Here is a 22487-nt window from a genome sequence, read left to right as displayed (position 1 = left end):
CGCTGGGACGCGGCGCCGCGGAGGTGCGCCTCGGGGGCGAACCGGACGGCGCCTGGCGCGGGTTGGCCGCCCTCGCGGGGGCCGTACCCCTGGCGCGGTTGCTGGAGCGGGCCGAGGTGTCCGGCCTGCCCGCGGCGGGTCCGGCCGCCCGGCTCGCCGCCCAGGCCCGAGCCGACTGGGCCCGTACCACGACGGCCCGGGCCCGTCGGGCGGCCGTCATGGTCACCGCGCCGGTGGGGCTGTGCTTTCTGCCGGCGTTCATCGCGGTGGGCGTGCTGCCGGTGGTCATCGGGCTGGCCGGCGGGGTGCTGGGCCGTGGGGGAGGCGGTGGCTGAGGGATGGGGCCGGGCCGGCGGCAAGGCCGGCGAGTGAGGGTCCGGCGCACGAGCGACGGGCGGGCGAGTGAACACAGGATCAAGCCTTACGGGGGTTGCGATGTATCAGGTGGTACGGGCACGGCTGTGTGCCCTGGTGTGCGGAGCGGGTACGGCGCTGCGGAGGCGGGCCGTGCGGCAGGACCTTCGGCGGGACGCGGGAATGGTCACTTCCGAGTACGCGATGGGCATCGTCGCCGCGGTGGCCTTCGCCGTCGTCCTCTACAAGGTCGTGACCAGCGGCACGGTCAGCGCGGAGTTGCAGGGCATCGTGAAGGGGGCACTCAATGCGCGGATGTGAGCGGGCGGCGAGGGCGAAGGCACGGGCCCCTGGCAGCGGACAGGACAGCGGCTTCGTGACGGCGGAGGCGGCCGTGGTGCTGCCCGTGCTGGTGGTGTTCGCGATGGCGCTGGTGTGGGGGCTGCTCGTGGTGGCCGCCCAGATCCAGTGTGTGGACGCGGCCCGGACGGGCGCCCGCGCGGCGGCGCGGCAGGACCCGGACGACGCCGTCGTGGAGGTCGCCCGCGAGGCGGCCCCGCGCGGGGCGCGGGTCACGGTCAGTCGGGAGGCGGGGCTGGTCCGCGTGGTCGTGGTGGCCGACCCACCGGCTCTGCACGGGCTGCCCTTCGAGGTACGGGAGGAGGCCGTGGCCTCGGCGGAGCAGCCGCCGGGGACGGAGTCGGCGGCCGCGGAACCGGTGAGGGCGGAGCCGTGAGGGGCGGAGCCCCGTCCCGGGCGGCAACCGGTCGGGGCAGCAGCGGAGCCGGGACCGGCCCCGACCCTGCGGGCGACCACAACCAGGCCGACGCCTCCGCGCCTGCCTCGATCTCCACGCCTGCCTCGACCCTCGCGCCTGCTGCCGCCCCCGCAGCCGCTGCCGCCCCCGCACCCGGCGCCGCCCCCGCACCTGCCCCGGCCCCCGTGGCTCTCCTCCGCACCGCCTCCGACCGGGGCTCGGCGACCGTGTGGAGCGTTGCCGCCGTCGCCGTTCTGTGCGTGGTGTTCGGCGTGGTGCTGGCCCTGGGACAGGCCGTCGTGGCCCGGCATCGCGCGGCCGGCGGCGCCGATCTGGCGGCCCTCGCGGCGGCGGACCACTGGGCACAGGGCGGCACGACGGCGTGCGAGAGGGCGAGCGGCGTCGCGCGGGCGCAGGGGGTGAGGTTGGTGAGGTGCGTGATCACCGGGCAGGTGTCGGATGTGACGGCGGCCTCGGGCAGGGGCCCGTTCACGGCGGAGGTCCGGGCGAGGGCGGGCCCCGCCCCGCTCACGTCACCCGCACCAGCCCCGCCGCCTCCGCCCTCCGCACCGCCTACTCCGCCTCCGCCGCCCCCCGCAGCAGCACCGTGAGGAGCCGTACGGCCCCCCGCTTGTGCAGCGGATCGTTGCCGTTGCCGCACTTGGGGGACTGGATGCACGACGGACAGCCCGCGTCGCACTCGCAGGAGGCGATGGCCTCCCGGGTGGCCGTGAGCCAGTCGCGGGCGGTGTGGAAGGCGCGCTCGGCGAAGCCCGCGCCACCGGGGTGGCCGTCGTACACGAAGACCGTCGGCAGCAGGGTGTCCGGGTGCAGGGGGACCGACACGCCGCCGATGTCCCAGCGGTCGCAGGTCGCGAACAGGGGCAGCATGCCGATCGAGGCGTGCTCCGCGGCGTGCAGGGCCCCGCCGAGGATCTCCGGGTTGATCCGGGCCGCGTCCAGTTGGTCCTCGGTGACCGTCCACCACACCGCGCGCGTGCGCAGCGTCCGGGGAGGGAGGTCGAGCTTCGTCTCGCCCAGGACCTCGCCGGTGATCAAGCGCCGCCGCAGGAAGGAGACCACCTGGTTGGTGACCTCGACGGAGCCGTAGCAGAGGCGCCCGTCGCCCCAGGGGACCTCGATGTCGGTCTCCAGGACCGAGATCGCCGTCGTGTCGCGGGCCACCGTCGAGTAGGCGGGGGCGGCCTGCTCGACCAGTGCGACGGAGTCCTCCAGGTCGAGGGAGCGGACGAGGTACGTGCGCCCCTGGTGGAGGTGCACGGCGCCCTCGTGGACGGTCGTGTGGGCGGCACCGGCGTCCACGGTGCCCAGCAGCCGTCCCGTGCCCTCCTCGACCACCTGGACCGGGCGTCCGCCCTCGCCGCGGATGTCCGTCAGGTCGGCGGCCCGCTCACGGCGTGTCCAGTGCCAGGCCCGGGTCCGCCGGCGCAGCAGCTTCGCCGCCTCCAGCTGGGGCAGCAGTTCCTCGCAGGCGGGACCGAAAAGCTTCAGGTCCTCCTCGGTCAGGGGCAGTTCCGCCGCCGCCGCGCACAGGTGGGGGGCGAGGACGTACGGGTTGTCGGGGTCCAGGACCGTGGATTCCACCGGCTGGTCGAACAGGGCCTCCGGGTGGTGGACGAGGAAGGTGTCCAGCGGGTCGTCACGGGCGACCAGCACGGCCAGCGCCCCCTGCCCGGACCGCCCCGCCCGGCCCGCCTGCTGCCACAGCGAGGCCCGCGTGCCCGGGTACCCGGCGATCACCACGGCGTCCAGGCCGGAGATGTCGAGGCCGAGTTCCAGGGCGTTCGTCGCCGCGAGGCCGAGGAGGTCGCCGGAGTGCAGGGCGCGTTCCAGGGCGCGGCGCTCCTCGGGGAGGTAGCCGCCACGGTACGCCGCCACCCGCCGGACCAGGGAACGGTCGACCTCGGCCAGACGTTCCTGGGCGATCACGGAGATCAGCTCCGCGCCGCGCCGGGACCGTACGAAGGTGATCGAGCGCATGCCCTGCACGGTGAGGTCGGTGAGCAGGTCGGCGGCCTCCGCGGTGGCCGTACGGCGGACCGGTGCGCCCTTCTCGCCCTCCAGTTCGGTCAGCGGCGGTTCCCAGAGGGCGAACACCAGTTCGCCGCGCGGTGACGCGTCGTCGGCGACCTCGATCACCGGGAGCCCGGTGAGCCGGCGGGCCGCCACCGCGGGCTCGGCGGCGGTGGCGGAGGCGAGCAGGAACACGGGCGACGCGCCGTAGCGCGCACACAGTCTGCGCAGTCTGCGCAGCACCTGGGCGACGTGGGAGCCGAAGACGCCCCGGTAGGTGTGGCACTCGTCGATGACGACGTACTTCAGCGCCTTCAGGAACGACGACCAGCGGGAGTGGGAGGGCAGGATGCCGCGGTGCAGCATGTCCGGATTGGTCAGGACGTACGTTCCGTACTGGCGGATCCACTCGCGTTCCTCGAACGGGGTGTCGCCGTCGTAGACAGCGGCCCGGACGGAGGTGCCGAGAGGTTGTGAAAGTTCCTTCACCGACCGGCACTGGTCGGCCGCCAGCGCCTTGGTGGGGGCGAGGTAGAGGGTGGTGGCACCGCGCCCGTTCGGCGCCTCGGAGCCGTCCACCAGGGCCGACAGGACCGGCACCAGATAGGCCAGGGACTTGCCGGACGCGGTGCCCGTGGCGACGACCACCGAGTCGCCGTCGAGGGCGTGCTCGGCCACGCGTGCCTGGTGGGCCCAGGGGTGTTCGATGCCCGCGGCCAGCACCGCGGCCAGCACCTCCGGCCTAATCCGGTCCGGCCAGAGGGCATGACGGCCCGCACGCGGGGGCAAGTGCTCCGTATGAGTGATGCGCGCAGCCCGGTTCGGTCCCGCGGCGAGCCGGTCCAGGAGCATGCCCGGTTCCGGCCGGGAGCCGGGCTCCGCCGGGGATCGATCGGGTCGGTGATTCTTGGCCATCGGCACCGAGTCTGTCACTGGCGTGACGGACAATGGGACCAAGGCGTCGTGCACGCCTGCCGGTAAGTGATTGAATGCCATCGCGGCTGGCGAACCGTCCTGGGGGCTTCAAGCCGAGGTGTCCCGAGGGACGACCGCTCGATAGCAAGGTGCTGGAGGATCCGTGGACCTGTCCCTGTCGACCCGTACCGTCGGCGATCGTACGGTCGTCGAGGTCGGTGGCGAAATTGATGTATACACCGCGCCCAAGCTGCGTGAGCAGCTGGTCGAGCTCGTGAACGACGGGAGTTTCCACCTCGTCGTCGACATGGAGGGCGTGGACTTCCTCGACTCCACAGGGCTCGGCGTGCTGGTGGGTGGACTGAAGCGGGTGCGTGCCCATGAGGGCTCGCTGCGGCTGGTCTGCAACCAGGAGCGCATTCTCAAGATCTTCCGTATCACCGGCCTCACCAAGGTGTTCCCCATTCACACCTCGGTCGAGGAAGCGGTGGCGGCCACCGACTGACGACCGGCCCCGGGTCCTGTGCGGCCCGGGGCAGCAAGAGAACGAAGGGGGTCCGGGCTGTCGGCGGCCCGGACCCTCGAAAGCACGCCCGTAGTTCCGAGGGGGATGCATGGCCACCGTCGAACTCCGCTTCAGCGCGCTGCCCGAGCACGTCCGCACCGCCCGTCTGGTGGCGGCTGCGGTGGCGCGCAGGGCCGGAGTGGACGAGGCCGTCCTCGACGAGGTCAGGCTCGCCGTCGGCGAGGCCTGCACCCGGGCCGTGGGCCTGCATCAGCACGGCGGCATCACGGCGCCGGTCAAGGTGGCGCTGATCGAGGAGGAGAAGCAGTTCTCCATCGAGGTCGGCGACGAGGCGCCGCACGCGGTCCCCGGGATGAAGACCTCGGGGGTCGCCGCCGACGAGCTGGAGGCCGAGGAGGACCAGATGGGCCTCGCGGTCATCAGTGGGCTCGTGGACGACGTGGAGGTCACGGCGGGCGAGGGCGGCGGGCTGATCCGCATGACCTGGCCGACCGCGCCGGCGGTGCTGCCGCCGGTCTGATCCCTGCGTCGACCCCCGTATCACCCGAAGGGCCCCACCTGGTGGGGCCCTTTGTCATGTGCGGACATACATTGGGATCGTGCGTGCGCCAAGTGAATTCCTTCACGATCAATCGCACAGGAATCTATCGGCAAGCGGATCACCGAACGGATCACCAAGCTGGTCGCCGAATGGATCACGGCATTAATGCCGGAGAGGCATTACTACTTCCGGGCCCCTTGCGGTTGACAGCTCAATTCCATTTGTCGTGCACTGTTTTGATCAGGTTCCGGTACCTACAATCCCGTCCACATCTTGAGCTCAGCCCAAGCGTCAAGGAGGACGAATGGCGGAGCTTTCCACCCCTCATCAGTTGGGCGATCCCTCCCACCTCGCAGCCGCCGTGCTGACCGACTCGAACCGCGTGCTCGTCGCGGTCATCGCGGTCGTCGCCCTGGCCGCGCTGGTGCTCGCCGGTGTCCTGGTGCGCCAGGTCCTCGCGGCGGGCGAGGGAACCGACAGCATGAAGGAGATCGCGGCGGCCGTCCAGGAAGGCGCGAACGCCTACCTGGCCCGGCAGTTGCGCACGCTCGGCGTATTCGCCGTCGTCGTGTTCTTCCTGCTCATGCTGCTGCCCGCGGACGACTGGAATCAACGTGCCGGACGTTCGATCTTCTTCCTGATCGGCGCGGCGTTCTCAGCGGCCACCGGCTATATCGGTATGTGGCTCGCCGTGCGCAGCAATGTGCGCGTCGCCGCGGCGGCGCGGGAAGCGACACCGGCCCCCGGCGAACCGGAAAAGGATCTCACTCTCGTCTCGCACAAAGCGACGAAGATCGCGTTTCGTACGGGCGGCGTCGTCGGCATGTTCACGGTGGGGCTCGGCCTGCTGGGCGCCTGCTGCGTGGTGCTGGTGTACGCGGCCGACGCGCCGAAGGTGCTGGAGGGCTTCGGCCTCGGTGCCGCGCTGATCGCGATGTTCATGCGCGTCGGCGGCGGCATCTTCACCAAGGCCGCCGACGTCGGCGCCGACCTGGTCGGAAAGGTCGAGCAGGGCATTCCGGAGGACGATCCGCGCAATGCCGCGACCATCGCCGACAACGTGGGCGACAACGTCGGCGACTGCGCGGGCATGGCGGCCGACCTCTTCGAGTCCTACGCGGTGACCCTGGTGGCCGCGCTGATCCTCGGCAAGGTGGCCTTCGGCGACGCCGGGCTGGCGTTCCCGCTGCTGGTTCCGGCGATCGGCGTGATCACGGCGATGGTGGGCATCTTCGCGGTGGCGCCACGGCGGTCCGACCGCAGCGGCATGAGCGCGATCAACCGGGGCTTCTTCATCTCCGCGGTGATCTCGCTGGTGCTGGTGGCGGTCGCCGTCTTCGTCTACCTGCCCGGCACGTACGCCGACCTGGACGGCGTCACCGACGCGGCGATCGCGGGCAGGAGCGGCGACCCGCGGATCCTCGCGCTCGTCGCGGTCGCGATCGGCATCGTGCTCGCCGCCCTGATCCAGCAGCTCACCGGCTACTTCACCGAGACCACCCGGCGCCCCGTCAAGGACATCGGCAAGACCTCGCTCACCGGTCCCGCCACCGTCGTCCTCGCCGGGATCTCGCTCGGCCTCGAATCCGCCGTCTACACCGCCCTGCTGATCGGCCTGGGCGTCTACGGGGCCTTCCTGCTCGGCGGTACGTCGATCATGCTGGCGCTGTTCGCGGTGGCGCTGGCCGGCACCGGCCTGCTCACCACGGTCGGCGTCATCGTCGCCATGGACACCTTCGGGCCGGTCTCCGACAACGCGCAGGGCATCGCCGAGATGTCCGGCGACGTCGAGGGCGCCGGCGCCCAGGTGCTCACCGACCTGGACGCCGTCGGCAACACCACCAAGGCCATCACCAAGGGCATCGCCATCGCCACCGCCGTCCTCGCGGCGGCGGCCCTGTTCGGGTCGTACCGCGACGCCATCACCACCGGCGCGGCGGACGTGGGCGAGAAACTCAGCGGCGAGGGCGCGCCGATGAACCTGATGATGGACATCTCGCAGCCCAACAACCTCGTCGGGCTCATCGCCGGAGCGGCGGTCGTCTTCCTCTTCTCAGGGCTGGCGATCAACGCGGTGTCGCGGTCGGCGGGCGCGGTGGTCTTCGAGGTGCGCCGGCAGTTCCGGGAACGGCCCGGGATCATGGACTACAGCGAGAAACCCGAGTACGGCAAGGTCGTCGACATCTGTACCAGGGACGCCCTGCGGGAACTCGCCACGCCCGGTCTGCTCGCCGTGATGGCACCCATCTTCATCGGGTTCACGCTCGGCGTGGGCGCGCTCGGCGCGTTCCTGGCGGGCGCGATCGGCGCCGGCACGCTGATGGCGGTGTTCCTCGCCAACTCCGGTGGCGCCTGGGACAACGCCAAGAAACTCGTCGAGGACGGTCACCACGGCGGCAAGGGCAGTGAGGCCCACGCCGCCACCGTGATCGGCGACACGGTCGGCGACCCGTTCAAGGACACCGCGGGTCCGGCGATCAACCCGCTGCTCAAGGTCATGAACCTGGTGGCGCTGCTCATCGCCCCCGCGGTCATCAAGTTCTCCTACGGAGCCGACAAGAGCATCGGCGTACGGGTGCTGATCGCCGTGGTCGCGTTCGTCGTGATCGCGGCGGCGGTCTACGTGTCCAAGCGGCGCGGTATCGCCATGGGTGACGAGGACAACTCCGACCCGGAACCCAAGTCGGCCGATCCGGCGGTGGTTTCGTAGTTCCCGCCGCCGGGGCCGCCGTACGGCCTCTTGCGGGGTTGCTGCCCAAAGGGCGGGCGGACGGCGCGTGTTGACGCGCCGTCCGCCCGTTCCGCGCGTGTGTGCACCCGTCACCGTGAGCCTTATCTCTCTTGGTGCAAATGGCTTCAATACGGTCTTAACGGATGTTCGTCCGGTCGATGTCCTCCATCCGGCGTGTATGTTCCGGGGCCGAGAGCCATGGAAGGGACCAATCCGGTGAACAAGAAGCTCGCGGCCGCACTGTCCGGCGGTGCGGTACTGGTACTGGCGCTGACGGGATGCAGCAGCAGCGACGACAACGAGAAGCTGGACTCCTGGGCCAAGGACGTCTGCCAGGGCGTGCAGCCGCAGGCCAAGAAGATCGAGGCGGCCAACGCGGCGATCCAGAAGGAGACCTCGGACAACAGCACCCCCGCCGAGGTCCAGAAGACCGACGCGAAGGCGTTCCAGGACATGTCCGACGCCTACAAGGCGATGGGCGCCACCGTCCAGAAGGCCGGCCCCCCGGACGTCGACGACGGCGAGAAGAAGCAGAAGGACGCGGTCACCGAGCTGAACGGCCTCTCCTCGTCCTACGCCTCCCTGCGCAAGCAGGTGGAGGAGCTCGACACCAAGGACCAGGCCAAGTTCGCCGACGGCCTCAAGGACATCGCCACCGAGCTGAACAAGCTCAGCAAGAGCGGCAGCAACGCGCTGAAGACCCTGGAGGAGGGCGACGTCGGCAAGGCCATGGCCAAGCAGGCCAGCTGCAAGTCGGCCTCGGTGACGCCGTCGGCCGCCGAGGGCTGACGGAGCGGGCGTCCCCACGCGGACGCGGGGCGGGGCGGTGACCGCAGGGCCACAATGGGGGTGTGAGTAACGCCAGCCTGTCCCCCCTGCCCTCCGCCGACCGCCCCGACGTCACCGCCCGGCTGCGGGACGCCCTGCTCGGGGCGTCCTTCACCGCCGACGGACTGCTGGAGCTGCTCGGCGCCCCCGCGTACGCGGCGCTGTCGCGCAGCGAGACCGTGCCCGCGCTCCGGGCGACCCGCGGCGACACGCCGCTGGAACTGCTCGTCCGGCTGTTCCTGCTCCAGCAACCCGTCCCCCGCGCGCGCGTGGCGGACGTCCTGCCCGTCGACGCCTGCCTGGAGAGCGGATGGCTCGACCGCGCGGGCGACGACGAGGTCGCGGCCACCGTGGACGTGCGGCCGTACGGCGGGGCCGACGGCGAGGACTGGTTCATCGTCTCCGACCTCGGCTGCGCGGTCGGCGGCGCCGGTGGCATCGGCCGACACGCCCGGGGCGTCGTCCTCGGCATCGGCGGCGCCTCCACGACCCTGGCGGGCCTCACCGTGCGTACGCCCGTCTCCGCCGCCCTCGACCTCGGTACCGGCTCCGGCATCCAGGCGCTGCACGCCGCCGCGCACGCCACGCGCGTGACGGCCACCGACGTCAACCCGCGCGCGCTGCACATCGCCGCGCTCACCCTCGCCCTGTCCGGAGCCCCGGCCGCCGACCTGCGCGAAGGCTCCCTGTACGAGCCGGTCGCCGACGACGAGACGTACGACCTCATCGTCTCCAACCCGCCGTTCGTGATCTCGCCCGGTGCCCGGCTCACCTACCGCGACGGCGGGATGGGTGGGGACGATCTGTGCCGCTCGCTCGTTCAGCAGACCGGGGAGCGCCTGAACGAGGGCGGGTTCGCGCACTTCCTCGCCAACTGGCAGCACGTGGAGGGGGAGGACTGGACGGACCGGCTGCGCTCCTGGGTGCCGCGCGGCTGCGACGCCTGGATCGTGCAGCGCGAGGTGCAGGACGTCACCCAGTACGCCGAGCTGTGGCTGCGGGACGCGGGCGACCACCGCGGTGACCCGGCCGACTACCAGGCGCGGTACGACGCGTGGCTGGACGAGTTCGAGGCGCGCAAGGTCAAGGCCGTCGGCTTCGGCTGGATCACGCTGCGCCGGACCGGGGCCGCCGAGCCCTCGGTCGTCGCCGAGGAGTGGCCGCACCCGATCGAGCAGCCGCTCGGCGAGACCGTGCGCGCCCACTTCGACCGCGTCGACTACCTGCGCTCCCACGACGACGCGGCCCTGCTGGAGGCGCACTTCACGCTGGCGGGCGAGGTCGTCCAGGAGCAGGTCGGGCTGCCCGGCGCCGAGGACCCGGAGCACGTCGTCCTGCGCCAGAACCGCGGCATGCGCCGGGCCACCCGGGTCGACACGGTCGGCGCCGGTTTCGCGGGCGTCTGCGACGGCACCATGAGCGCGGGACGCATCCTGGACGCCATCGCCCAGCTGGTGGGCGAGGACCCGGTGGCCCTGCGCGACCGTACGCCCGCGCAGATCCGGCTGCTGGTGGAGCAGGGCTTCCTCGAACCGGCGTAGCCGGCCCGGCCGCCGGGCGTGGGTGCGCTCACCCATTTCTTTTTCCGCGGCCGTGCGCGCCGCCCGCCCCACCCTGCGCACGGGGGACCGGGAGGCCCGACGGCACCCGGCGGACCCGTCGGCTCCCCGTTCACCTCGGGTTCGCCTGCCCGCCGCCCGCGCGTGACAGCCTCCCCGGGGCTGGACACGCGCGGGCTGGAGAAAAGGGGCACGGGGGATCATGGAGAGCGGGCCGGCGATCTTCGCGGGATTGGTGTTCGCCCTGTTCGGGGCCGGTCTGCTGGTGTGGACCGCGACGCGGGTGCGGCACGGCCGGCCCGTCGCGCACGGTGTGAGCCCCGTCGCATCGGTGACCGTCGCGAGCGTCGCCGCCGTGGTCGCGCTGGGCCTCGGGGCCTGGTGCCTGACGCAGGTGTGAGCGGCCGGTTCCGGACCCCGGACGGGGCGCCGCCCGGGTAATCGGGGGATCGCACTCCGGATACGTGCGTCGGGGCAGGTGGGCACTCCGGGCGGCAGGAACAGGGTTCGTCGGGTTACCGTTCGAGTGGCCGTTGCGGGCTTTTCCCGTTTGACACGGGGGCGGGAGGTACCGTCACACTCCGCAGCGTCACGATCGAAACACAGAACGACCCGACCCGGGACCACGCCCTGGGAAGGCCCAGCGTCGACCGGAGAGAAGAGCGAAGTTGTCCCCGACCAGCGAGACCGCGAAGGGCGGCCGACGACTCGTCATCGTCGAGTCGCCCGCCAAGGCGAAGACGATCAAGGGCTATCTCGGCCCTGGCTACGTCGTCGAGGCGAGCGTCGGGCACATCCGCGACCTTCCCAGCGGCGCGGCGGAGGTACCGGAGAAGTACACCGGCGAGGTCCGCCGCCTCGGCGTGGACGTCGAACACGACTTCCAGCCCATCTATGTGGTCAACGCCGACAAGAAGTCCCAGGTCAAGAAGCTCAAGGACCTGCTGAAGGACTCCGACGAACTCTTCCTCGCCACCGATGAGGACCGCGAGGGCGAGGCCATCGCCTGGCACCTCCAGGAAGTCCTCAAGCCGAAGATCCCGGTCAAGCGCATGGTGTTCCACGAGATCACCAAGGACGCGATCCGCGCCGCCGTCGCCAACCCGCGCGAGCTGAACCAGAAGCTCGTCGACGCCCAGGAGACCCGCCGCATCCTCGACCGCCTCTACGGCTACGAGGTCTCGCCGGTCCTGTGGAAGAAGGTCATGCCGCGCCTGTCGGCCGGCCGCGTCCAGTCCGTCGCCACCCGGCTCGTCGTCGAGCGGGAACGCGAGCGCATGGCGTTCCGCTCCGCCGAGTACTGGGACCTCACCGGCACCTTCGCCACCGGCCGCGCGGGAGACGCCTCCGACCCGTCGTCGCTGGTGGCCCGCCTCCAGACGGTCGACGGACGGCGTGTCGCGCAGGGCCGCGACTTCGACTCCCTGGGGCAGATCAAGAGCGCGAACACGCTCCACCTCGACGAGGCGAACGCCCGCGCGCTCGCCGCCGCGCTGGAGAACACGCGGTTCGCGGTCCGCTCCGTCGAGTCCAAGCCGTACCGCCGCTCGCCGTACGCCCCGTTCCGTACGACGACGCTCCAGCAGGAGGCCTCGCGCAAGCTCGGCTTCGGGGCGAAGTCGACCATGCAGGTGGCCCAGAAGCTGTACGAGAACGGCTACATCACCTACATGCGTACGGACTCCACGACCCTGAGCGACACGGCGGTCTCCGCCGCCCGCGCCCAGGTGACGCAGCTGTACGGCGCCGACTACCTGCCGCCCCAGCCGCGCACGTACGCCGGCAAGGTCAAGAACGCGCAGGAGGCGCACGAGGCGATCCGCCCCTCCGGCGACCGCTTCCGCACGCCCGCCGAGACCGGACTGACCGGCGACCAGTTCAAGCTGTACGAGCTGATCTGGAAGCGGACCGTCGCCTCCCAGATGAAGGACGCGACCGGAAACAGCGTCACGGTGAAGATCGGCGGCGCCGCCTCCGACGGCCGGGACGTCGAGTTCAGCGCCTCCGGCAAGACCATCACCTTCCACGGCTTCCTCAAGGCCTACGTCGAGGGTGCCGACGACCCGAACGCCGAGCTGGACGACCGCGAGCGCCGTCTGCCCCAGGTCGCCGAGGGCGACGCGCTGACGGCCGAGGAGATCACGGTCGACGGCCACGCCACCAAGCCCCCGGCCCGCTACACCGAGGCGTCGCTGGTCAAGGAGCTGGAAGAGCGCGAGATCGGCCGCCCGTCGACGTACGCGTCGATCATCGGCACCATCCTGGACCGCGGCTACGTCTTCAAGAAGGGCACGGCCCTCGTCCCGTCCTTCCTCTCCTTCGCCGTGGTCAACCTCCTGGAGAAGCACTTCGGGCGGCTCGTCGACTACGACTTCACCGCCAGGATGGAGGACGACCTCGACCGCATCGCCCGCGGCGAGGCCCAGGCCGTGCCGTGGCTGCGGCGCTTCTACTTCGGCGAGGGCGACGGCACCGGAGGCGGCGGCGCGGCCGACGCGGGCAACGGCGACGGGGACCACCTCGGCGGCCTCAAGGAACTGGTCACCGACCTCGGCGCGATCGACGCCCGCGAGGTGTCCTCCTTCCCCGTCGGCAACGACATCGTGCTGCGCGTCGGCCGCTACGGCCCCTACGTCGAGCGCGGCGAGAAGGACTCCGAGAACCACCAGCGCGCCGACGTCCCCGAGGACCTGGCCCCCGACGAGCTGTCCGTGGAGCTGGCGGAGGAGCTGCTGGCCAAGCCGAGCGGCGACTTCGAGCTGGGCACCGACCCGGCCACCGGCCACGCCATCGTCGCCAAGGACGGCCGCTACGGCCCGTACGTCACCGAGGTGCTCCCCGAGGGCACCCCGAAGACCGGCAAGAACGCCGTGAAGCCGCGCACCGCCTCGCTGTTCAAGTCGATGTCGCTGGACACGGTGACCCTCGACGACGCCCTGCGGCTCATGTCGCTGCCGCGGGTCGTCGGCACCGACGCGGAGGGCGTGGAGATCACCGCGCAGAACGGCCGCTACGGCCCGTACCTGAAGAAGGGCACGGACTCGCGGTCCCTCCAGACCGAGGAGCAGCTCTTCGACATCACGCTGGAGGAGGCGCTGGCGATCTACGCCCAGCCCAAGCAGCGTGGCCGGGCCGCGGCCAAGCCGCCGCTGAAGGAGCTGGGCACCGACCCGGTCAGCGAGAAGCCCGTCGTCGTCAAGGACGGCCGCTTCGGCCCGTACGTCACCGACGGCGAGACCAACGCGACGCTGCGCTCCAGCGACAGCGTCGAAGAGATCACGCCCGAGCGGGGCTACGAGCTGCTGGCCGAGAAGCGCGCCAAGGCGCCCGCCAAGAAGACGGCGAAGAAGGCCGTGAAGAAGACGGCCGCCAAGAAGGCACCGGCCAAGAAGGCGGCGACGACCAAGAAGACGGCCGCCGCGAAGACCACGGCGGCCAAGAAGACCGCTGCCAAGAGCACGGCGAAGACGACGACCGCCAAGACGGCGGCCAAGAAGACGGCCGCGTCGAAGGCGTCGGAGGACTGAGTCCGGCTCAGAAACCGGTGAACCGCTGAGCGGCGCCCCTTCCGCGCCGCGCACGCTCTTCGCGAAACGAACGCCCCGGCATCATTTCGGTGTCGGGGCGTGCGTACGTCCGGCCGCGCCCACCGGACTGTCGGCGGCGACCGATAGGCTGAACGCATGACGCGAGCCGAGCAGCCAACGGCCCCTCACTCCGCCCCGGACGACGCCCTGGTCGCGGACTCCCGCGAGCGCGCCGTCCGCGCCTTGCTGCGCCGTCCGCAGCTGAGGCGTTTGTGGAGCGCACAGCTCGTGGGGGGTGTCGGCGACATCCTCGCCCTGCTGGTGCTGGTCCTCCTCGCCGTCCAGGCCGCGATCGGCGCGGGCTCGTTCGGCGGGGGATACCGGGGCGTGGCGTTCGCAGTGGCGACCGTCTTCGGCGTCCGCATCCTGGCGACGCTGCTCTTCGGCGCGGTGCTGCTCGGGCCCCTGACCTCACTCACCTCGCAGGACGGGCCGCTCGACCGGCGCTGGACCATGGTCGGCGCCGACGGGCTGCGGGCCGCGCTGCTGATCGTCGCGCCGCTGTGGATCGACTGGACGCCCGACGACGCGCTCGCCGTCCTCCTGGTGACCGTCTTCGTCACCGGCGTCGCCGAGCGCTTCTGGACGGTGTGCCGGGAGAGCGCGGCCCCGGCGCTGCTGCCCGCCCCGCCCCTGGAGGGCGCCACGGTACGGCCGCTGCCGGACCACATGGACGCGCTGCGCCGCCTGTCGCTGCGCACGAGCTTCGTGGCGATCCCCCTCGCGGCCGTCGTACTCGTCGTCGCGGGGCTCCTGAACAACCTCCTGGGCGCCGGCGTCGACTGGTTCGCCGAGCACCAGGCGGCCCTCGGCTCGTACGTCGCGGCCGGGCTGTTCGCCGCGTCCCTGTCCGTGCTGAGCTTCCTGGAGCTGCCCGCGGTGCGCACCCCGCGCGCGCGGTCGCCGCTGGAGGGCCTGCGCCGCCCCAAGAGCGGCAGCGGTGTCGACAAGGGCCGCACCGGAGTGCTGCCGCTGCTGGTGTCCGCCTGCGCCGCGGTCGCCGCGGTGGTGGCCGCCACGGTCGCCGTGGCGGTGCTGCACGCCAAGGACCTGGGCGGCGGCCCCGTGCTGTACGGGCTGACGGTGGGCGCGCTGACCGGCGGCGTCGTCGTCGGTATCCGCACCGCCCCCGCCCTGCTGCCCTCCCTGTCCCGCCGGCGGCTGCTCGCCCTGGCCATCGCCTTCGCCGGTGTCACCCTGCTGGCCGCCGGGCTGGTCCCGGACGACACCACCGTGCTGCTGCTCCTCGTGCTGGCCGGGGTCGGCGCGGGCGTGGCCGCGAACACCGGACACGCGCTGCTCGACCAGGAGACCGAGGACCACCGCAGGGCACGGACCACCGAGCACCTGCACGCGGTCGTCCGGGTCGCCGTGGCGCTCGGCGCGGTCGTCGGGCCGGTCGTGGCCGCGGCGATCGGACCGCACCGGCTGGAGAACGGCAAGTTCGTCTTCGCCCACGGCGGCGCCGCGTTCGTGCTGATGCTGCTCGGCGCCCTGCTGCTGCCGCTGGCCGCGCTGGTCCTGGCCAAGGTCGACGACCGCTCCGGCGTGCCGCTGCGGCACGACCTGCGGGACGCGCTGCTCGGCGGCGACGACCCGGTGCCGACGCCCGCCGCGACCGGTTTCTTCATCGCCCTGGAGGGCGGCGACGGCGCCGGCAAGTCCACCCAGGCCGAGGCCCTCGCCGAGTGGATCCGCGGCAAGGGGCACGAGGTCGTGCTCACCCGCGAGCCCGGGGCCACCCCGGTCGGCAAGCGCCTGCGCTCCATCCTGCTGGACGTCTCCAGCGCCGGACTGTCGCACCGCGCGGAGGCGCTGCTGTACGCCGCCGACCGCGCGGAGCACGTCGACACCGTGGTCCGGCCCGCCCTGGAGCGCGGCGCCGTGGTCATCTCCGACCGCTACATCGACTCCTCGGTCGCCTACCAGGGCGCCGGACGCGACCTGTCGCCGACCGAGATCGCCCGCATCAACCGCTGGGCCACCGACGGGCTGGTGCCGCACCTGACCGTCCTGCTGGACGTGTCGCCGGAGGCCGCGCGCGAGCGGTTCACCGAGGCGCCGGACCGGCTGGAGTCGGAGCCCGCCGAGTTCCACGCGCGCGTGCGCTCCGGTTTCCTCACCCTGGCCGCCGCGGATCCCGGGCGCTACCTCGTCGTGGACGCCGGCCAGGAGCCGGAGGCCGTCGGCACCGTCGTACGCCACCGGCTCGACCAGGTGCTGCCGCTGTCCGAGGCCGAGATCAAGGCCCAGGAGGAGGCGCGTCGCAAGGCCGAGGAGGAAGCCCGCCGCAAGGCCGAGGAAGAGGCCGCCCGCAAGGCCGAGGAGGAGCGCCTGGAGCGCGAGCGCCTCGCGGAGGAGGCGCGGGTGCGCGCCGAGGAGGAGGAGCGCAAGCGCCGCGAGCTGGAGGAGGCACAGCGGCGCGAGGCCGAGCGGCAGGCCGAGGAGGCCCGGCAGCGGGCCGAGGAAGCACGCCGCAAGGCCGAGGAGGAGCGGGCCCGGCTCCTCGCGGAGGAGAAGGCGCGCGCCGAGAAGGAGGCACGGCTGCGGGCCGAGGAAGAGCGGCGCCGCAAGCAGGCCGAGGAGGAGGAGCGGCTGCGCGCCGAGGCCGAGGCCCGGCGCCTGGAGAAGCAGCGCAAGGCCGAGGAGGCCCTGCTGCGGGCCGAGGAGGCGCGCCGGGCGGCAGAGCAGGCGGCGGCCGCCGCCGCGGCCGGCCCCAAGTCCGCGGCCCCCGCGGCGGCGGACGCACCCCACCGGAAGCCGGCCGCCTCCACCCCCACCGACGCGGTGACGGTGCCGACCCCGATCGTGACCCCGACCAACGCCTCCGGCGGACCGGTGGAGGACACGGCGGTACTGCGTCCGGTGCGGGACACGCCCGACGACGCCGCCGACGATGTGAAGGACGGCGGCCGGGCGTCCGGCGAGTCCGAGTCCGAGGTGACGACCGAGCTGCCCGTGCCGCCGGTGCCGTCCGGGGCGGCAGACGAGACGGCGGTGCTTCCGGCGGTGGAGCCGCGGGACGCCGAGGAGACGGCGGTCCTGCCGCCCGTGCCGCCGCCGGGAGCCGCCGACGAGACGGCCGTCCTGCCGCCCGTACGCGGGGACGACCCCGCCGGCCGGGTCCCGCCGGGCTACTTCCGCGAGGAGGACCCGGCCGAGGACGCCCAGGACCGCACGCGCGAGCTGCCCCAGATCGACCCCGAGCAGGCACCGCCGTCCCGCAGGCGCCGCTCCGACTGGGCCGAGGAGACCCCGCTGGACGACCTGCCGACGCTGGCGGACGAGCTGCTGGGACCGCACGACGAGGGCGAGGACGGCCGCGACGACGACGGCCGGGGCAGGGGACGGGGACGACGCTGACCACCGGGACCGCCCGGGGCCGTGCGTGCCCCGGGCGGTCCCGCCGCGTTGTCAGTGCCGCCCCGCACAATGGAGGCCGCGACGGAATCAGCGCGGCCGCTCGGTGCGGTCGGCTCGGTGTGACGGAAGGACGGCGTGACCCATGACCGTATGGGACGACCTCGTCGGGCAGGAGAAGGTGTGCGAGCCGCTCGCCGCCGCTGCCCGGGACGCCGACGCCTTCGTCACCGCCGCCGCGGCCGCGGGCCCGCTGCCGCAGGCGACGAGCATGACGCACGCCTGGCTGTTCACGGGCCCGCCCGGCTCCGGCGTGGCACAGACGGCCCGGGCGTTCGCCGCCGCGCTGCAGTGCGTGAGCCCCGACCGCGCCCTCGGCGGCGTCCCCGGCTGCGGCTTCTGCGACGGATGCCACACGGCGCTGGTCGGCACCCACGCGGACGTCAGCACCGTGGTCGCCATGGGCGCCGAGATCCGCGCCCAGGACATGCGGGACACCGTCCGCAAGTCGTTCACCTCACCCGCGAACGGCCGCTGGCAGATCATCCTCGTCGAGGAGGCCGAGCGGTTGAACGAGAAGTCGGCCAACGCCGTCCTGAAGGCCGTGGAGGAACCGGCGCCGCGGACGGTCTGGCTACTGTGCGCCCCCTCCGTCGAGGACGTCCTGCCCACGATCCGCTCCCGCTGCCGCCACCTGAACCTGCGCACGCCGTCGGTCGAGGCCGTCGCCGACATGCTCGTACGGCGCGAGGGCATCGAACCGGACGTCGCCGCCGCGGCGGCCCGCGCCACCCAGGGACACATCGACCGCGCCCGCCGCCTGGCCACCGACAAGGCGGCACGGGACCGCCGGGCCGCCGTGCTGAAGCTGCCGCTGCGGGTCGAGGACGTCGGCAGTGCCCTCAAGGCGGCCCAGGAGCTGGTCGACGCCGCGGCGGAGGACGCCAAGCAGCTCGCCGAGGAGATGGACGCCAAGGAGACCGAGGAGCTGAAGGCGGCGCTGGGCGCGGCCCAGGGCGGCCGGCTCCCGCGCGGCACGGCCGGCGTGATCAAGGACCTGGAGGCCGACCAGAAACGCCGCAAGGCGCGCACCCAGCGCAACAGCCTCGATCTCGCCCTGAGCGAGCTGACCGGCTTCTACCGCGATGTCCTGGCGCTCCAGCTCGGCTCCCGCGTGGCGATCGCCAACGCCGACGCGGAGGACGCCCTGGAGCGGCTCGCCCGCGGCAGCACACCCGAGTCCACATTGCGCCGCATCGAGGCGGTCGCCGCCTGCGGGGAGGCCCTCGACCGCAACGTGCCTCCGCTGCTGGCCGTGGAGGCGATGACGATGGCGCTCAGATCGGGCTGAGCCCGCGCCCCTCCGGAGATCGTGCCGGGGCGGCACCCGGTTGACGCGGTAACACGTACGGGGCACGCAAACCACGTACCGCAATGATGCCATCGCGGAGAGTTACGCTCGCTGGATGTACACAAGGCGCACTCACCGCAGGACCCGCACCGGCAGCACCCGTTTCCGAACGGCGCTGCTCGCCGCCGCGCTGCTCGCCACCGCCTGCTCGGCCGGGGGCGCGTCGACGTCCGCCGGCTCCCCCGCGGCGCAGGCGGTGGGCTCGACGGAGGCGGCCACGGCGACCCTGGCCCCCCTGCCGAAGACCACGCCCTCGGAGCTGTCGCCGTACTACGAGCAGAAGCTCGGCTGGCGCGACTGCGGTGTCCCCGGCTTCCAGTGCGCCACCATGAAGGCCCCGCTCGACTACGCCAAGCCGGGCGAGGGAGACGTCCGGCTCGCGGTGGCCCGCAAGAAGGCCACGGGGCCGGGCAAGCGGCTCGGCTCGCTGCTGGTCAATCCGGGTGGACCGGGCGGCTCGGCGATCGGCTACCTCCAGCAGTACGCGGGCATCGGCTACCCGGCGAAGGTCCGCGCCCAGTACGACATGGTGGCCGTCGACCCGCGGGGCGTGGCCCGTAGCGAGCCCGTCGAGTGCCTGGACGGCCGTGAGATGGACGCGTACACCCAGACCGACGTCACACCGGACGACGCGCGCGAGACGAACGAGCTGGTGGACGCCTACAAGGAGTTCGCCGAGGGCTGCGGAGCCGACGCGCCGAAGCTGCTGCGCCATGTCTCAACGGTCGAGGCGGCGCGCGACATGGACGTCCTGCGCGCGGTGCTGGGCGACGAGAAGCTGACCTACGTCGGAGCGTCGTACGGCACGTTCCTGGGCGCGACCTATGCCGGCCTGTACCCGGACCGGGCGGGCCGCTTGGTCCTGGACGGCGCGATGGACCCCGCCCTGCCCGCCCGCCGTCTGAACCTGGAGCAGACGGCGGGCTTCGAGACCGCGTTCCAGTCCTTCGCGAAGGACTGCGTACGGCAGCCGGACTGCCCCCTCGGCGACAAGGACACCACCCCCGGCCAGGTCGGCAAGAACCTCAAGGCCTTCTTCGACGACCTGGACGCCAAACCCCTCTCCGCCGGAGACGCCGACGGTCGCAAGCTCACCGAGTCCCTCGCCACCACCGGCGTGATCGCGGCGATGTACGACGAGGGCGCCTGGCAGCAGCTGCGCGAGTCGCTGACCTCGGCGATGAAGGAGAAGGACGGCGCCGGCCTGCTGGTCCTGTCCGACAGCTACTACGAGCGCGAGGCCGACGGCGGCTACAGCAACCTGATGTTCGCCAACGCCGCCGTGAACTGCCTCGACCTCCCGGCCGCCTTCTCCTCCCCGGACGAGGTGCGCGACGCCCTCCCCGAGTTCGAGAAGACGTCCCCGGTCTTCGGCGAGGGCCTCGCCTGGTCCTCCCTGAACTGCGCGTACTGGCCCGTGAAGCCCACGGGGGAGCCGCACCGCATCGAGGCGGCCGGTGCCACCCCGATCGTGGTCGTCGGCACCACCCGCGACCCGGCCACCCCGTACCGCTGGGCCGAGGCCCTGTCCGACCAGCTCTCCTCCGGTCACCTCCTCACCTACGAGGGCGACGGCCACACCGCCTACGGCCGCGGCAGCACCTGCATCGACGCGGCGATCAACACCTACCTGCTGCGCGGCACCGCCCCGGAGGACGGCAAGCGCTGCTCATAGCCCCCACCCGGCGCCCCGCCCGCCCCGGAGCCCACGCCTCCGGGGCGGGTTCGGAGCACCCAGGGAAACTGTGTAGACTTACCGACGTTGCTGATCGCACCATGGGTGCACAGCGCGCCGCCTTAGCTCAGATGGCCAGAGCAACGCACTCGTAATGCGTAGGTCTCGGGTTCGAATCCCGAAGGCGGCTCCACCTGAAGCCCAGCTCAGATCTCTCTGAGCTGGGCTTTGATCTGCGTAGGCCGCAGGTTTCTGCAGAGCCAGTGCACCTTCAATTCAGCCGGTCGGTGTAGGTGACGTAGACGACCTCGGAGACGCTGTCCAGCTTTTCCCGTACGGCGTCGGCTATGAGGGACTCCCATGCGGAGGTGTCGGCAAGTCCCGCGGTGACGAAGGCCTCGGAGGGGGCCGCAATGGTGATGTGCAGCCGGGACTGCCGGCGCTCGACGCCGGCGACCCGGCATCTGCGGAACAGCTCCGCCTCCGTGGGCGGCATGCCCCTCTCCCTCCATCGTTGCTGGTCGAAGAGGGCGGCCCATACCTCCTGGACGGTGCGCTCCGCAGCGTCGTGGCACCGCGGGCACTGATTCGTGTGGCCGTCAGCGTGGTCCGAGAGCCGAATCCGTTGTACCGCGGCGCACAGCCGGCAGCGCACCGTCCAAGGCACGTTGTAGCCCCGGTAGCGTTCGGCAGGGGAGTAGCCCGCGGAGGACAGGAGTCGGGCGGCCTGCTCGGCTGTCACCCGCCCGGACGGGCCCTCCGCCGCCTCGGCCTCCTGAAGGTCGAGCAGGGTTCTGGATGCCTTCAGCTCCGCGGCGTGGTGGTGCCGCACGCGGGCCCATGCCTGTAGCCATTCTGCGTGGTCCCTCTCGGGTACTTCGCAGGCTCGCAGGAAGGCCACCAACTGCTCCGGTGAGCTGGGTACCTGCTGGCGGCTGACGATGCGCTGAGCGGCGCTGCTGGAGAGCGTGGTTCTGGCGGCCCGGGCCCGGCGCTCCATCTCGCGGCGCGAGGGCGCTCCCCCTCTCTCGTGGATATCGGCCAGTCCGGCGCCGAGGTCCGCCAGGTCTCGCATCATGCGCGGCTTGGGAACGGATCTGCGATCCCCCGCATGCTCCTCCGAGTGTTCCTCACGGCGCGCCGCCAGCCACAACCGATCGGTTTCGTCCACGTCCAGGCCACAGGCCGTGGCATACGCGCGGGCCACCTGACGTCCGGGCACGCTCCGGCCGCCGGCCGCGCGCTGCAGTGTCGCCGCGCTGTACGCCGAGGTGCGCTGGGCCAGTTCGGCGTAGCTCAGCCCCTTGCGGGAACGCCCCTTGCGTAAGAACAGGGCGAGTTCGGCTCTGGCCGTGCCCGGCCAGGGCACGGCTCGTTCTGGCCTCCCCACGTCCGTTGCCCGTCACCGGCACGGCGCCGCGGCGCGCCCGCAACCTGAGCGCCGTACCCGGTCGTTGCCTCCGAGCGCTGCCAGGGCGGAGACGGCTGTCGCGGCCTGCGCTGCCACAGCAACGGTGCCGGCCATGGTGAGACCTGACAGCACAAGAACGATCAGGACGACGACTACTACTGCGCCGATGGCCGTGGACGGGACGCGCGCCGGCCTGGAGCAGCAGGGCACTCGGCGCGACCAGTCGATGGGAGAATGCTTGGGCAATGGGTCCTCCTGACCTTTGAGAAAACAGATGTCGGCAGTGGCCGCACGACCACGCTCCTGGCTCCTAAGTGATCCGGCCGTGAGGAGTAGGCGCTCCTGAACGGCTCCCGAAATCCTGCCAGGAGCAGCACCACCGCAGGACCGAAGCGGGTGGGTTGGCGCATGGCTGAGTCAGCCTGCAAATCCGACCCAGCCGTCTGGCGACCGCTACGTATGCCACCAGCAACCCGCTTTCCGCTCTGGCGCGATCTGAGTCAACCCACTGACCAGGAACTCCACGTCATGGCCAGCGGGACACCCCGCGCCGTGATCGTTTCAGCACCATTGGAAAAGTCACTTCGGTCCGCCCTCGCTTGTCACAACGCCCGCTGCCTGACAGGCTCGCGGCCGCCGATGCTCCAGAGCATGGGCTCCTCCCTGACGCTCCTGGCTCCACCATCAGCGGTACGGGATTTCCCCGCAGGCCAGGTTGGCGCGTGGCTTGCCTCGGGGCCGGCCCGCGTCGGTCCGGCCCCGTTCATGGTCAGCCCCCACCGAGCCGCGCGCAGCCGC

15 protein-coding genes, 1 tRNA gene and 1 pseudogene are annotated in these 22487 nt (G+C 72.2%); 15 read left to right on the top strand and 2 right to left on the bottom strand.

Annotated features, from left to right (window positions below; genetic code table 11):
• The 4 genes and pseudogenes from BZZ08_RS11580 to BZZ08_RS11565 form a co-directional block, all read left to right on the top strand.
• A pseudogene (locus BZZ08_RS11580) lies at positions 1 to 335 on the top strand (type II secretion system F family protein); the annotation flags it as partial.
• Between the two features lie 100 nt (positions 336 to 435).
• The gene (locus BZZ08_RS11575; RefSeq protein WP_104632082.1) at positions 436 to 675 is read left to right on the top strand and encodes a DUF4244 domain-containing protein; all 240 of its coding nucleotides are present in this window, start codon (positions 436 to 438) and stop codon (positions 673 to 675) included.
• The gene (locus BZZ08_RS11570) at positions 662 to 1090 is read left to right on the top strand and encodes a TadE family type IV pilus minor pilin (protein ID WP_241965446.1); all 429 of its coding nucleotides are present in this window, start codon (positions 662 to 664) and stop codon (positions 1088 to 1090) included. The genes BZZ08_RS11575 and BZZ08_RS11570 overlap by 14 nt, the downstream gene beginning before the upstream one ends.
• Positions 1091 to 1296: 206 nt before the next feature.
• Positions 1297 to 1722: an Rv3654c family TadE-like protein gene (locus tag BZZ08_RS11565; RefSeq protein WP_104632080.1), complete on the top strand. Its 426-nt coding sequence runs from the start codon at positions 1297 to 1299 to the stop codon at positions 1720 to 1722.
• On the opposite strand, the gene BZZ08_RS11560 is transcribed toward BZZ08_RS11565, so the two are convergent.
• The gene (locus BZZ08_RS11560) at positions 1685 to 4141 is read right to left on the bottom strand and encodes a DEAD/DEAH box helicase (protein WP_198601414.1); all 2457 of its coding nucleotides are present in this window, start codon (positions 4139 to 4141) and stop codon (positions 1685 to 1687) included. The two genes, BZZ08_RS11565 and BZZ08_RS11560, sit on opposite strands and share 38 nt — an antisense overlap.
• An 82-nt stretch (positions 4142 to 4223) precedes the next feature.
• Between BZZ08_RS11560 and bldG the strand changes: the two genes are divergently transcribed.
• The 11 genes from bldG (at position 4224) to BZZ08_RS11505 (ending at position 20471) form a co-directional block, all read left to right on the top strand.
• Entirely contained in the window at positions 4224 to 4565 is a 342-nt protein-coding gene (gene bldG / locus BZZ08_RS11555) for an anti-sigma factor antagonist BldG (RefSeq protein WP_003975386.1), read from the top strand.
• 109 nt (positions 4566 to 4674) lie between these two features.
• Positions 4675 to 5106: an ATP-binding protein gene (locus BZZ08_RS11550; RefSeq protein ID WP_104632078.1), complete on the top strand. Its 432-nt coding sequence runs from the start codon at positions 4675 to 4677 to the stop codon at positions 5104 to 5106.
• Positions 5107 to 5431: 325 nt separating this feature from the next.
• The gene (locus tag BZZ08_RS11545; protein WP_104632077.1) at positions 5432 to 7837 is read left to right on the top strand and encodes a sodium-translocating pyrophosphatase; all 2406 of its coding nucleotides are present in this window, start codon (positions 5432 to 5434) and stop codon (positions 7835 to 7837) included.
• Between the two features lie 219 nt (positions 7838 to 8056).
• The gene (locus BZZ08_RS11540) at positions 8057 to 8647 is read left to right on the top strand and encodes a small secreted protein (RefSeq protein WP_104632076.1); all 591 of its coding nucleotides are present in this window, start codon (positions 8057 to 8059) and stop codon (positions 8645 to 8647) included.
• Positions 8648 to 8709: 62 nt separating this feature from the next.
• Complete coding sequence (locus BZZ08_RS11535; RefSeq protein WP_104632075.1) at positions 8710 to 10227, top strand: DUF7059 domain-containing protein; 1518 nt, start codon at positions 8710 to 8712, stop codon at positions 10225 to 10227.
• 220 nt (positions 10228 to 10447) lie between these two features.
• Positions 10448 to 10645, top strand: coding sequence for a hypothetical protein (locus tag BZZ08_RS11530; RefSeq protein WP_104632074.1), 198 nt, complete (start codon positions 10448 to 10450; stop codon positions 10643 to 10645).
• Between the two features lie 268 nt (positions 10646 to 10913).
• Positions 10914 to 13772, top strand: coding sequence for a type I DNA topoisomerase (topA, locus tag BZZ08_RS11525; protein ID WP_104632073.1), 2859 nt, complete (start codon positions 10914 to 10916; stop codon positions 13770 to 13772).
• A gap of 156 nt (positions 13773 to 13928) precedes the next feature.
• A complete protein-coding gene (gene tmk, locus BZZ08_RS11520) occupies positions 13929 to 17195 on the top strand; it encodes a dTMP kinase (RefSeq protein WP_104632072.1) in 3267 nt (1088 codons plus the stop codon).
• Positions 17196 to 17337: 142 nt separating this feature from the next.
• Positions 17338 to 18543, top strand: coding sequence for a DNA polymerase III subunit delta' (locus BZZ08_RS11515; protein WP_104632071.1), 1206 nt, complete (start codon positions 17338 to 17340; stop codon positions 18541 to 18543).
• A 115-nt stretch (positions 18544 to 18658) separates the two neighbouring features.
• Entirely contained in the window at positions 18659 to 20278 is a 1620-nt protein-coding gene (locus BZZ08_RS11510; RefSeq protein ID WP_104632070.1) for an alpha/beta hydrolase, read from the top strand.
• 116 nt (positions 20279 to 20394) lie between these two features.
• Positions 20395 to 20471, top strand: a tRNA-Thr gene (locus BZZ08_RS11505).
• A gap of 78 nt (positions 20472 to 20549) precedes the next feature.
• Here the strand turns inward: BZZ08_RS11505 and BZZ08_RS11500 are convergent.
• Positions 20550 to 21647, bottom strand: coding sequence for a helix-turn-helix domain-containing protein (locus tag BZZ08_RS11500; RefSeq protein ID WP_157953333.1), 1098 nt, complete (start codon positions 21645 to 21647; stop codon positions 20550 to 20552).
• Positions 21648 to 22487: the final 840 nt, after the last annotated feature.

Origin of the sequence: Streptomyces sp. MH60 (assembly GCF_002939385.1) — a bacterium.
GTDB lineage: Bacteria > Actinomycetota > Actinomycetes > Streptomycetales > Streptomycetaceae > Streptomyces.
Note: the sequence above shows the minus strand (reverse complement) of the source record. Positions and strands in the feature narration are given on the sequence as shown.